A 14,643-nucleotide genomic window follows, 5' to 3' on the forward strand; every position below is an offset into this window, starting at 1 on the left:
ACGTTTTCAATGCCGCTGGAACCCAACCCATCGCAGGGGACCAGGGCCGTACCGCAACCGCTCAAGGAGACATCATGACTGTCACTGCCGTCAGAATCTGGGCCTCAACATACGCACTGAGCAAGGGGACATCCGTCCGCGTGCATTTCGAGTTCAACGACTGGCCGTTGCAGTCGAGCTTCCGCCACTACGACTGCAGGCTCCTGCCCGGCGGTGCCCGCTGGACCAGCGAATTGACCAGGGACCCAGACAATGCCAAGCACTACTGGGCCACACTGAGCACGATTGACGGCGAGACAAGCACCGGCGGCTACGTCGCCTACAACCCTGCAAATCTGACGGATGACAGCGGCACTCGGGGCGCAGATACCCTCTTTTATTCCGAGCTGTTTACCGTCGACACCATCGGCCCCCGGGTCACGAGCATCACGATCGACGACACCCGCCTCAAAGCCGGCGAAACCGCCAAGGTCCGGTTCGTTTTCAGCGAGAAAGTCGACGGCGCAAGCCTCAAGGCAGCCATCGACCTCTCCAAAGCCCATGGCACGCTGCTGGGTGACGTCGTCACCACCGACGGCGGCCTAACCTGGACCGCCGTATTCGCACCCGCTGCGAACACGGCACACGCCGAGGACTGCGTGATCGGCGTGAACGCCAGCCAGGTGCGCGACCTGTTTGGCAACGCGGGAGAGGGCAGCCCCGTCTACAGCAACCGCTACACCGTCAGCACCCTGGGGCCCTCGCTGACCGCGGATGCCATCACGTTCGGCGACAGCGTATGGACGTTTGGCAGGCAGACGATACCCGTCACCCTCACCTTCTCGGAACCCGTCAGGGGTTTGAGCCGCGCAAACCTGCAGGTGCCCGCGGGAAAGGGCACGCTGTCCGATCCGGACATCGGCCCCTACTCATATAGCGCCGTCTGGACCGTCCTGTTGACGGCCCACGCAGGTACGGACGCGAACTCGACGAACAACAAAGTCACCGTAGACCTCAGCGGCGTGACCGACTGCGATGGCCTGCGGATAACCACGACGGACCGTGTGGAATCGAGCAACACCTACACCATCGACAACAACACCAGCAGGATCATCCACAGCAGTCGTTTTTCCGTCAGAATCCAGGCCGACAAATACACGTTGGGCAAGGGTGAATCGACCATCGTGCATTTTGAGTTCGACGTATCGCCGAGGTACCTGAACCTCACCCAATTCGTCGAGTTCGTACCCCACGGTACCCACTGGACCTCGGGGCTCTTCCAGAAATCAACCAACAGCTTCTGGGCCACACTGAGTGCGAAGGATGACGCGGTAAGTAGCGGCCGCATCAGCGTGGACCTTTCCAAGGTGGCTGACAGCTACCGCCAGCCGGGCGCCGGGCACCAGGCTTCCGAACTGTTTTCCATCGACACCTTCCGGCCCAAGCACCGCTCCATCACGATCGACGACGAACACCTCCAAGCCGGCGAAACCGCCACCGTCACCTTTGTTTTCACCGAAAAAGTCGCCAACTTCCAGTCAGCCATTGACCTCTCCAAAGCCCATGGCACGCTGGGCAGTCTGACCACCGCCGACGGCGGCATCACCTGGACCGCCCCATTCACACCCGCTGCAAACACGGCAAACGCCGAGCAATGCGTGATCTCCGTGCGGATGAACGAGGTGCGGGACCTGCACGGCAACCCGGGAACGGACCTCGATGGAGGGAACATCCCCGTCAACAGCGGCGGCTACTCCGTGAGCACCCTGGGGCCCTCGCTGGCCGCTGAGGCCATCACGTTCCACGAGAGGGTATTGACGGGTCACCAGAGGACGACGACCGTCACCCTCAGCTTCTCGGAACCCGTCAAGGGTCTGAGCAGCGCAAACCTGCACCTGTCCACAGGAAAGGGCACGCTGTCCGCTCCGGTCGCCCGCGACCCCGACGCCAACGGCCACAGCACCGTCTGGACCACCACGTTGACGGCCCCGGCGGCCGGGACGAATAACTCGCAGAACAACAAAGTCACCGTGGACCTCACGGGCGTGAGCGATCGCGATGACCTCCAGGCCACGACGAACCGGGTGGAATCGCGCGACACCTACGCAATCGACAGCAACCGGCCCCACGTCGCGGGTCTTCATACCGTCAGAGTTTGGGCCGACAAATACACGCTGGGCCCGGGTGAATCGACCCGCGTGCATTTCGAGTTCAACGAAACGCCGTATGTGATCCCCAGGGAAGGCAACCTTGTCGGGCTCTCCGGGAGGCCCGGCTCCCTTGAGAGCATGCCCGGTACCCAATGGGACGAGGATATGTCCAAGGACCCCCACAATCCCAAGCACTTCTGGATGACGCTGCGCGCGAAGGACGGTGTGGAGGGGGCCAGTGGCCGCGTCACCATGGACCTTGGCAAGACGCACGATGCCAACGAAAGCTTTGGCACAGGGACCTACTCCTCCCCGCTGTTTACCATCGACACCGTCCGGCCCCGGGTTCTGCGCATCACGATCGACGACACCCACCTCAGAGCCGGCGAAACCGCCCAGGTCACGTTCGTTTTCAACGAAAGAGTCAACGGCCCAAGCGTCAGGTCCGCGATCGACCTCCCCAACGCCCACGGCAGGGTGGGTGAACTCTACAGCACCGACGGCGGCGAAACCTGGGTCGCCACATTCATACCCGCTGCCAACACGGCAAACGCCCACGCCTGGATCAGCCTGAACATGGGCCGGGTGTACGACCTGTTTGGCAACACGGGAGAGGGCAATCCCGTCTACAGCAACGGCTACACCGTCAGCACCCTGGGGCCCTCGCTGGCCGCTGATGCCATCACGTTCAGCGAAAGCGCATTCACGCTGAACAAGCAGACGATGACCGTCACCCTCAGCTTCTCGGAGCCCGTCAAGGGTTTGAGCAGCACCAACCTGCGTGCGCCCGAGGGAGCGGGCACGCTGTCCGCTCCGCTCGCCCGCAACGCCGACGCCAACGGCTACAGCTCCGTGTGGACCGCCACGGTGACGGCCCCGACGGGTGCGATGAATAACTCGGAGAACCACAAAATCACCGCGGACCTCGTCGGCGTGACCGACCGCGATGGCCTCTCGGCCGCAGGCCGTGTGGAATCGAGCAACACCTACGCCATCGACGTCCAACGGCCCAGCATCGTCGAGATCACGATGAGCGACACGACGCTGGGGATCGGCGAAGTTGCTACGGCCACCATCCGCTTCTCCGAAAAAATCCGTGACTTCACCCTCGCCGACCTCCGGGTATACAGCGGCTCAATGCTCAGCGGCACGCTGAGCGACTTGCTCAGCACCGATGGCGGTCAGACCTGGACCGTCAAACTGACCCCGACCGGCTACAGCAACTCCCACGGCTCCCAGGGGCGCCAACTGGGCGACAACATGATCGTCGTGCGCCAGAACAGCGTGGTGGACTGGATGGGTAACTCGGGTCCGGCGGACGACAAGTACGGCCCCAGCTACACCGTGGACCACGCCGCGCCGGTGCTCACGGGTGCCGGCTCCATCGCCTACGTGCAAGGAGAGACGGACAGCAGCCTCGACGCCGGCGAAACCGCCACCGTCACCTTCATCTTCTCCGAAGCGGTGCGGGGCTTCGACACCCGCTGCATCCTCCCCTACGTCAGCGTGGGCAGCACCAAGACCTTGTTGGGCGCTGCCGGCGGCACGCTGTCGAACCTGGTCGCCTTCAACGGCGGCACCACCTGGACCGCCACACTCACCGCCCCGACGGGCAGCAGCACCCTCAGCAACGTCAAGCTGGGCGTGGACATGAGCCGAGTGAGCGACGAATCGGGCAACGTGGGCAGCCAGATACACGCCAGCGGCATCAGCTACCACATCGACACCACCGTCTCCCGCACGCGCCCCAGCGCCACCGTCGCGCTGGCCGACAGCGCGCTCACCGCGGACGAGAGCAGCACCGTCACCATCACCTTCAGCGAGCGCGTCACCGGCCTCGACGCCACGGACGTGGACCTCGCGAACGCCAACGGCACACTCGGCGCGCTGAGCACCGCAGACGACGGCATCACCTGGACCGCCTCCTTCACGCCCCAGGTGGACACCGAGGACGCAAGCAACACCATCGGCGTGAACCTGGCCGGCGTGACGAATGGCGCAGGCCGCACCGGCGCAGGCAACGCCGTCAGCCCCAACTACACGGTGAACACCGTGCGGCCCAGCGCCACCGTGCACCTCACCGACCCGGCACTCACCCCGGGCGAGAGCGCCACCGTCAGCTTCCAATTCAGCGAGCCCGTCACCGGCTTCGGACTCGAGGACGTGCTCCACGACGACGCGGCGGGTACGCTGAGCCCGCCCAGGGCCAGCGCAGACGGCAGAACCTGGACCTCCACGCTGACCCCCCATGCCGACACGCACGACTTGAGCAACGAAATCTCCGTGCGCCTGAGCGGCGTGACCAACGCCGCAGGCAATACCGGGCTGGGCAGCACCGCCCCCTCCCCCTACGTCGTAGACACCCAACTGCCCCGCGCCACCATCACGCTGGAGAACACCGCGCTCAAGGCGGGCGAAACCACCCTCGTCACTTTTTCCTTCAACCGGGCCGTCACCGGCTTCGATGCGGCCGACATAGACCTCTCGAATGCCAACGGCACGCTCGGCAACCTGACCGACCTGGGCCATTCGACCCTCTGGACCGCCACCTTTACGCCCACGGCCAGCCTGATGGACGCGAGCAACAGCATCCGCGTCCACTTGGCTGGCGTACAGGCCACGGGCCCACGCACCATCGGCCAAGGCCAGGCCAGCAGCGCCAACTACACGATCGACACCCAGCGCCCCACCGCCACGATCACGCTGGCCGACACCACGCTCAGCGCGGACGAAACCACCACCGTCACCTTCCGCTTCAACGAACCCGTCAGCGACTTCACGCGCGATGACATCGCGCTCACCGACGCCAACGGCACATTGGGCGACCCCACGACCGATGACGACGGCAGGACCTGGACGGCCACCTTCACGCCCACGACCCACGTCAACGACACGAACAACACCATCCGCGTCAACCTCCCGGGCGTGACCAACGCCGCGGGCAACGCCGGCACCGGTAGCACCAGCAGCGCCAGCTACACCGTGGACACCCGGCCTGCCACGGACACCGAAGACAGCCTGCGCCCCCGACTGGCCGCGACCAACCCGATCACGATCAACGACAGCAAACTGGGCATTGGCGAGAGCACCACCGTCAGCATCCGCTTCTCCAAAGCCATCGCTGCCGACAGCTTCCACATCGACGACCTGAGCGCCGGCGGTTCCGCCAAGCTGTCCAACCTGCACAGCACCGACGGCGGCACCACCTGGGAGGTCACACTGACGGCTCCGGGGCCGGATGATTTCGCAAGCACCCCACACTACGACGTCACCCGCTACAACTCCACGGGCAACCAGATCCGCGTCAACCTCGCCGGCGTGACCGACCTCACGGACAACGCCGGTGTGGGCCAGGCCGTCTCCACGGTCACCTACGACATCGACGTCCTGCCTCCCCGCTGCACCATCAGGCTGGCCGACAGCACCCTCAGCGCGGGCGAAACCACCACCGTCAGCTTCAGCTTCAACGAGCCCGTCACCGGCCTTGACGCCCGCGACATCGACCTGTCGAATGCCAACGGCACGCTGGGTCCGCTGAGCGCCCTCGCAGACGGCAGGACCTGGAGCGCCCCCTTCACGCCCAGCGCCAACATCAACGACGCGAGCAACACCATCCGCCTCGCAATGCGCGGCGTGGCGGACTTGGCGGGCAACCCGGCGCAGAACGGCACCGCCGTCAGCAGCAACTACCGCATAGACACCCGGCCCGGCACCGCAGACCAGGCACCCGACCTGAGCGCAAGCGTCACGCTGACCGATGAGTACCTCACGGCGGGAGAAACGGCGACGGTCATCATGGCCTTCAACCAACCCGTCCCCGGCCTCACGATCAATGACATCGACCTGACCCAGGCCAACGGCACGCTCAGCGAACCCGCACTCAGCGCCGACGGCAGAACCTGGACGGCGACCTTCACGCCCACGGCCAACGTCAACGCCGCGAGCAACACCATCCGCGTCAACCTCGCGGGCCTGACCGGCAGCGCCACCAGCGCCAACTTCAGCGTGCACACCGCACCATCTGCCGCCACGATCACGCTCGCCGATACCGTGCTCACCACGGGCCATACGACGACCGTCACCTTCACCTTCACCCAGACGGTCCTCGGCTTCACGGTCGATGACATTGACCTGACCCAGGCCAACGGCACGCTCGGCCCGCTCACGACCGTCAACAACAAAACCTGGACCGCCACCTTCACCCCCAAGGCCGCCGTCAACGACGCGGCCAACCACATCAGCGTCAACCTCGCCGGCGTGAGCACCGTGGACGGCCGCTCCGGAACCGGCTCCGTCAGCAGCGACAACTACGCCGTGAACACCCAATTGCCGGACACCACACGCCCGGCGCTCAGCACGGCCACGGTCAACGGCAACCAGTTGGTACTGACCTACACCGAAGAGAACACCCTGAGCGACGCCACGCTCACGGGCAGCGCAGGCTTTACGGTCACGAACGCCGCTGGCACCACCATCGCCGTCACCAGCGCCGTGGTGAACGCCGCCGCCAAGACCATCACGCTCACGCTCGGCCACGCCGTGGCCCACGGTGAGGACGTGGCCATCAGCTACACCCAGCCCGAAGGCGCCGGCGGGGTAGCGGACGCGGCAGGCAACAGCGCGGCAAACTTCCCGGACATGCGGGTGACGAACACCACCCCCGCGCCAGCAGACACCACGCCCCCGCAGCTGATCACCAGCGGCGAGACGACGAGCCCCAGAGTCAACGGCGACCAACTGGTACTCAGCTTCGACGACAGCAGCGACCTGGACGCGGACCCGGACCACAAGCCGGAGAGCGGAGCCTTTGCGGTGCTGGTCGATGGCGTCGCGAACGCCGTCACCAACATCACCGTCGAGGCCCAAGCCAAGACCGTCACGCTCACGCTGAGCACGGCGGTCACCCACGGCCAGACGGTCACCGTCGCCTACGCCGACGCCACGAGCGACAACGACAGCAACGCCATACAGGACGCCGCCGGCAACGACGCGGCCCACTTTGCGGCCACCGAGGTGATCAACAACACGCCCGCGCCAGCAGACACCACGCCCCCGCAGCTGATCACCAGCGGCGAGACGACGCGCCCCAGGGTCAACGGCGACCAACTGGTACTCAGCTTCGACGACAGCAGCGACCTGGACGCGGACGCAGACCACAAGCCGGCCAACGAGGCCTTTGCGGTGCTTGTTGATGGCGTCCTGAACGCCGTCACCAGCGTCACCGTCGAGGCCCAAGCCAAGACCGTCACGCTCACGCTGAGCACGGCGGTCACCAGCGGCCAGACGGTCACCGTCGCCTACGCCGACGCCACGAGCGACAACGACGCCAACGCCATACAGGACGCCGCAGGCAACGACGCGGCCCACTTTGCGGCCACCGAGGTGCTCAACAACACGCCCGCGCCAGCAGACACCACGCCCCCGCAGCTGATCACCAGCGGCACCGCAGGCCCCAGGACCCTTGGCAGTGACTTGGTGCTCGAATTCAGCGACGCGAGCAACTTGGACGCAACCGAGGCCCACAAGCCGCTCAGCGGGGACTTCACGGTGCTTGTGGACGGGGCAGCCAATGCCGTCACCTCGGTCATCGTGGGTGCAAACAGCAAGCTCGTCTACCTGACGCTGAGCACCCCCGTGCGACATGCTCAGAGCGTGCGCATCGCCTACAACGACAGCACGCCCGACGACACCAGCGCCATACGGGACACTGCCGGCAACCGCCTGACCAGCTTCCCGTCCACGGCAGTGAACAACCGCGTGCCGGACCGCGAGAACCCGCAGCTGATCACCACCGGCGACACGACGCGCCCCAGGGTCAACGGCGACCAACTGGTACTCAGCTTTGGCAACACGGACAACCTGGACGCGGACCCGATCTACCAGCCGGAGAGCGAAGCCTTTGCGGTGCTCGTCGATGGCGCCGAGAACGCCGTCACCAACGTCACCGTCGATGCCCGGGCCAACACCATCACGCTCACGCTGACCATGGCGGTCAGCCATGGCCAGACGGTCACCGTCGCCTACGCCGACCCCACGACCGGCAACGACGCCAACGCCATACAGGACACTGCCGGCAACGACGCGGCCCACTTTGCGGCCACCGCGGTGGTCAATAACACGCCCGCGCCAGACACCACGCCCCCGGAGTGCAGCAGCGCCGCAGTCCACGGCGACCAGCTGGTGCTCACCTACACCGAAGCCAACACCCTGAGCGATGCCGCACTCACGGGCAATGCCGGCTTTACGGTCAGCAGCACCGCTGACACGGACATCCCCGTCAGCAGCGCCGTGGTGGATGCAACGGCCAAGACCGTCACCCTGACACTGAGCCGCGCCGTGAGCAGCGCTGAAACAGTGACCGTCAACTACACCAAGCCGGAGACCGGCGGAGTCCAGGATGCCGCCGGCAACGACGCAGCAGACCTCAGCAGCCAGGCGGTGACGAACAACATCCCCGCGCCAGCAGACACCACGCCCCCGGAGTGCAGCAGCGCCGCAGTCCACGGCGACCAGCTGGTGCTCACCTACACCGAAGCCAACACCCTGAGCGGAGCCGCGCTCACGGGCAATGCAGGCTTTACGGTCAGCAGCACCGCTGACACGGACATCACCGTGAGCAGCGCCGTGGTGGATGCAACGGCCAAGACCGTCACCCTGACACTGAGCCGCGCCGTGAGCAGCGCTGAAACAGTGACCGTCAACTACACCAAGCCGGAGACCGGCGGAGTCCAGGACGCCGCCGGCAACGACGCAACAGACCTCAGCAGCCAGGCCGTGACGAACAACACCCCCGCGCCAGCAGACACCACGCCCCCGGAGTGCAGCAGCGCCGCAGTCCACGGCGACCAGCTGGTGCTCACCTACATCGAAGCCAACACCCTGAACGGAGCCACGTTCGCGGGCAATGCAGGCTTTACGGTCAGCAGCACCGCTGACACGGACATCACCGTGAGCAGCGCCGTGGTGGATGCGACGGCCAAGACCATCACCCTGACACTGAGCCGCGCCGTGACCAGCGCTGAAACAGTGACCGTCAACTACACCAAGCCGGAGACCGGCGGGGTCCAGGACGCCGCCGGCAACGACGCAGCAGACCTCAGCAGCCAGGCCGTGACGAACAACACGCCCGCGCCAGCAGACGCCACGCCCCCGCAGCTGATCACCAGCGGCGAGACGACGCGCCCCAGGGTCAACGGCGACCAACTGGTACTCAGCTTCGACGACAGCAGCGACCTGGACGCGGACCCGATCTACAAGCCGGCCAACGAGGCCTTTACGGTGCTTGTCAACGGCGTCGCAAACGCCGTCACCAACGTCACTGTCGAGGCCCGGGCCAAAACCGTCACGCTCACGCTGAGCACGGCGGTCAGCCACGGCCAGACGGTCACCGTCGCCTACGCCGACCCCACGACCGACAACGACGCCAACGCCATACAGGACGCTGCCGGCAACGACGCGGCCCACTTTGCGGCCACCGAGGTGGTCAACAACACGCCCGCGCCAGCAGACACCACGCCCCCGCAGCTGATCACCAGCGGCGAGACGACGCGCCCCAGGGTCAACGGCGACCAACTGCTACTCAGCTTCGACGACAGCAGCGACCTGGACGCGGACCCGATCTACAAGCCGGCCAACGAGGCCTTTACGGTCCTCGTGAATGGCGTCGCGAATGCGGTCACCAACGTCACCGTCCAGGCCCAAGCCAAGACCGTCACGCTCACGCTGACCACGGCGGTCACCAGCGGCCAATCGGTCACCGTCGCCTACGCCGACCCCTCTCCGGACAGCAACGACGCCAACGCGATACAGGACGCCCCAGGCAACGACGCACCCAGCTTTGCGGCCACCGCAGTGCTCAACAACACACCCGCGCCAGCAGACACCATGTCCTCGGTGATCCGCACCGCCACAGTCGATAGCGCCATTGCGGCGGACAACCGCACATCCGCGCCCCTGACGAACAAGGACACCCGGGACAACACGAACAGCGACGGCAACGGAGACGGCGTCCCGGACAGCACGCAGGCGGCGGTGGCATTGACCCGCCCCGTGCTCAGCCCCACCGGAGCAAGCCAGCCCGTGACCCTGGTAGCAGGCAGCCAGGACGGCAAGCTGGACCCGGACAGCAGCGGTGCACGCGTCACCCGCCTGGAGCAAGAGGACGCACCCGCCCAGTTGCCCCAGGGAATGGAGATGCCCCTCGGACTGCTCAGCTTCGAGACAACACGGGCCACGGGCCGCAGCAGCGAGCCGTTCAGCCTGTACGTGGACGCGGCGCTGGGCGTGGGCGGCTACTGGGTCCAGGACAGCACCGGCACCTGGATCAACCTGAGCAGCGCACCCTACAGCGGCAAGGTAGCCAGCGAACGCGAGCGGCTGCGACTGGACTTTGAAATCACCGATGGCGGGCAGTTCGACGCCGACGGCCAGGCCAACGGCGTCATCACCGCGCCCGGCGCCACAGCGCGGATGCAGTTGTCCGTCGTGGGGCAGACGTCGGATGCGGCCAGCGGCTCCTGGTTCTGAAGGTACAGCGCAGGGCCTGGACAGCGGGCTTGCTGTTCCCCATTCCGAGCAGGGGGGGCACCGAGTCCGCAACCGCACCGGCGCGTGTCAGGATAGTTGTCGCCTCATTCAAACAGCCATCGGCTGAATATCCTGTGCGCGCGAATGCGTCTTGATGACCGAATCGCGTTCGGGGTTGAGGCTCACGGCCTCAATGTGCGACCCGTTGCGTGTAGCGCCAGACCAGCGGGCTTGGTTTGCAGCGTGGCAATGCCTTCAGAGCGAGGCAGCAAATCCCGAGCCACCAGCCCGCAGATGCGTTGCAAGTTTGTCGTACAGCGCGCTGTGCCGTCGCCACAGCGCCAAGTCACCGACGACGTAGATGCGCTCCTTCGCGCGGGTCACGGCCACGTTCAGCAGGTTCGGCTTTGAAACATTGCCGGCAAACTCGCTGATGGCACCCGCTTTGTTCGGGTCGCCGCCCAGCACAAGAACGACGACTGCGGCTTCCTTGCCCTGGAAGGTGTGAACCGTTCCGGCCATGTCTGCGGCTTTTTCAAACCGATTCGCCGGGTAGGCACGGTAGAGCAAGTCCCGCATCCGCGAATCCACGGCCTTGAATGGGCTGATGACGTTGAAATACAGCGCGCCATCCGCGTTGCGGATCGCCCCGCCGGTCATCGCCCGCATGTCCTCCAACATCTTCATGACCCGGTCGCCCTGCTTCGGAATCCAATGGCCTTCGGCATCCGAACTCTCAACGTCGATCCAGCAGCTCGCCCCCAGCCACGCGCAGGCGTCGCGTTTTTCCTGAACGGCGTGAACCATCACGCCGCCGTAGGCGATCTCGTTGGCCACATCGAACATCGGGTTCAAACAACGTCGGTGGACGCGCAACGGACTGCCGACCCACGTGGGTTCGCAATCGCCGGTGGCCGCGAGGTACGTGCCGTACTGGTTGCCAATGTCTGCCAGCGATTGTGCGGAGCACTCTCCAGGCGTCCAGAGGCTTTGGGCAGCGCAATGGCTCCGCCAGGGTTCCAGCATCTCGACCGGATGCTTTGCCACCGGCTCGAGCTGGCGCGGGTCGCCCACCACCACAACGCGCTTCGAGCGCCAGATCGCGCCCAATGCTGCCTGGGGCGGTGCCTGGCCAGCTTCATCGATGAGAAGCCACCCCAGACTCTCTCGCCCCATGCCCGCAAACAGCCTGGAGAACGACGCAAAGGTCGACGAGACCACGGGCACCACGAGAAAGAAGGCTTCCCACAAGGCCTGCACCCCGCTCGACACGAGATGGGGCGAACGCGCCCCCTTGAGCACCTCCATGAACAGACCCAGTGTGGGTCTCAATGCGCTCCAGGCGTCGGCGACGAAGGCCTTGTGAACCTCGATCGCATGACGAAATACTTCTCTTCGCAGAAGCAACAATTCCTCGTCCTCGAACGGACTCAACAATTGCAGTTCGGCGTCGTCCAACCCGGCCATTGATGCCTGTCGAATGAAGTCATCGCTGGTGGAATTTTTGGCAAACCAGTTTCCGATGCTGGCGCGCTCTGGAGCGTCCGACTCACTCTTTGCGATCAGCTTCTCCAGGGCGCTCGCCTGGGCCGCCGCCGCATGATTCGCCGCCTCCAGGCGGATTCGCCCGAGTGCGAGCTCTGACGCCAGCTGTGCCATGTTTTGGCCAAGCAGTTCGATCGACTCATCCTGCACACCGTGCGCGCGGGCATTGGCCTGCGCCTCGGCCCAGGAGAGTTCGGCCGCTTGTAACCCGGACGCCAGCCTCAGCAACTGGCGGCACCGGATCTCGGCGTGCGCGTGATGCTTCCTCGCAGTTGCCGCAGCGTCGGCGAGCGTGCGCGCCCGCGTGGCAGCCTGTGCGGCACCTTCCCTCCACCGCCTGTTCGCGCCCCGATCAAAGAGGCAGTCCAGAAAGGACGGCTTCTGTGCGTTGATCGTCCCGGATTCGCGCGCCGCAGCGATGGCTTGTTCCTGAAGCATGACGGCTTCAGCCGCCAGCGTGGGCTCTTGGTCCGGATCAAAGTGCTCCTGGAAGGCATCGAGCGCCAGCCGGGCGCTGTCTCGCGCGGCGGCGGCGGCCAGGCGTTGTTCTGCGGCCATCCGGCGGGCCTGCGCTTGAAGATGCTGTGCGGACAAGCTGTCAACGCGCTCGCGCTGCTCGTGCGCCGCTTGCTTCAGCGCAGCGCACTGCGCTTTGGCGGTGTCGATACCGCGACGAACCTCCGCGTGGGCCTCATCCAGCGCGGCGCGTCGTATCGCCTTGCCTGCGGCCTGTTCAACGTGTGCGGCCCGCTCCTGCGCTGCACGCAGCGCAGCGTTGAAATTCCTTCTCGCTTCGGCCCAGGGCTTCGCCCCGTGCAAGCCTTCCTTCATGACACCTGGAAGGCTGCGCAAACGCAGCGGATCGGGTTCGGTGTCCGGCTTCGGCGTGTCCTCCCACCAGAATCGTTCGGCGAACGACCGACGACGCGAGGCGCTGCCAAGCACGGCGGCGATCAGGCCCCAATTCCGGCGCTTGGCGGGTCGAACTTTCTCGCGCTTGCCGCAGGCCACGGAGTCGGCGACGATGGAGAAGTAGTCCAACCCGAACTGGTTCAGTGCATCGCTCGCCATCGGCAGCTCCTTGGTCACGTTCTCGACCGCGCCGTTATTCGACGACGCGACGACGATGCCCAAGCCGCACAGGCTCGCGTCGATCGCCCTCGGAGTGCCGTAGCGGTATTCCCCTTCGAGCTTGATGGACGAGCCCATGGCATTCAGCGGTCGTTCAAACGCTGTCATTCGCCGTGCCCGCTCCACCACGACGGCAGCCACCACATCGCGCAACAGCGTGGTTTTTCCCGTGCCTGGCGGCCCGTTGACCGAATAGATGCCGGACTCGGGCAGCAGCGTGTTCGCAATCTTGTTGACGGCGAACTGCTGGGCCATGACGAGTTTCTTGTCAGGCCAGCACCCGGCAGGCATGCGCGTCGGCTGCACGGCGGCGAGCAGCTCGCCACGGCCACCCTGGGGATCGCCATCGCGCAAATCGAACCTGTCTGGCGCACGTCGGCCCCGCAAGTAGCCCGCCAAGGCAGGCCCGCAGTGCCCCTGCGCCAACTCGCCGCAAACGATCCGGATGTCCTCGGCCACGAAGGAATTGAAGAGGGTGGTGTCGTCCATCGAGTCCGACTCGGACATCTTCACCAGCCGCGCCTGAATTTGAAGCAGAGTGGGCGCATGCGTCGGACACCAACCCAGTGCGTCCTGCACCAGCGCCAGTACGTGCGGCACGTCCTCGACGGTCAACGGCCTCAGGCGTTCGCTGCCTTCCTGATTCGCTGGATCCGGGCCGTCCGGCTTGGCCTTGTCATCGTCCTGCTCTGAAATCAGCAAGCGCTTCACGAGCAAGGCCCTCACCTGCGATTTGAGGCCGTCGCAGACGCCCCCGAATCCGCTGAAGTCGGCCATGCTGCCGCCACGCGCGACACGACCCATCGCCCAGGGCAACGAGGAGATGAAGACGTCGCCGGTGACGAAGCCATCGGCGTTCAGCTGAAGCACCATCATCGGTGTGTCGCCGGCAGAACGCATCTTGCGCGGGTCCACCGGTGATGCGCCGAGCAGCGTGCGCAAATCAGCAGTCACCTGCCGAATATCCATCACGCCGAGAAAGGCGAGCAGCTTGGTTTCGTAACCCTTGGGCGCCCACAGGCGCTTGCGGCGATCCGGGTCAATCCACGGCAGGTCAGCGTTGAGTTCGATGCGCCAGACACGTTTTTTTTCGTCCTCCTCGGGCGCCTCGGTCAGGTTGAAGTATTCGATGCCCGTCCAGTAGTGGCAAGCCCGCAGCAGTTCGCTGCGACTCATCGGTGCACAACCGGATTCCTCTGCGGTGAATGACAAGGCGGCCTCTCCTTTGGCGAACATGGATGCGTGTGCTGAACACGGGCAGCGGCTTCGCTGCGCGGCGCAAGGCTAACAGGCTTGGGTGAAGCAGCCCCTC

Annotated in this window: 2 protein-coding genes; one reads left to right on the top strand and one right to left on the bottom strand. The window is 65.5% G+C overall.

Annotated features, from left to right (window positions below; all coding sequences use genetic code 11):
* Positions 1-74 precede the first annotated feature (74 nt).
* The gene (locus D5041_RS16080) at positions 75-10,655 is read left to right on the top strand and encodes an Ig-like domain-containing protein (RefSeq protein ID WP_265285205.1); all 10,581 of its coding nucleotides are present in this window, start codon (positions 75-77) and stop codon (positions 10,653-10,655) included.
* Positions 10,656-10,910: 255 nt separating this feature from the next.
* On the opposite strand, the gene D5041_RS16085 is transcribed toward D5041_RS16080, so the two are convergent.
* Positions 10,911-14,543 carry a DEAD/DEAH box helicase gene (locus tag D5041_RS16085; RefSeq protein ID WP_265285206.1) on the bottom strand — a complete coding sequence of 1,211 codons (3,633 nt, stop codon included), beginning with the start codon at positions 14,541-14,543 and terminating at the stop codon, positions 10,911-10,913.
* Positions 14,544-14,643: the final 100 nt, after the last annotated feature.

Source organism: Verminephrobacter aporrectodeae subsp. tuberculatae (genome assembly GCF_026127385.1).
GTDB classification, from domain to species: Bacteria; Pseudomonadota; Gammaproteobacteria; order Burkholderiales; family Burkholderiaceae_C; genus Acidovorax; species Acidovorax aporrectodeae.

Coding starts and splice junctions, on each gene's coding strand:
- D5041_RS16080 (WP_265285205.1), top strand. CDS start 75: ATGACTGTCACTGCCGTCAGAATCTGGGCCTCAACATACGCACTGAGC.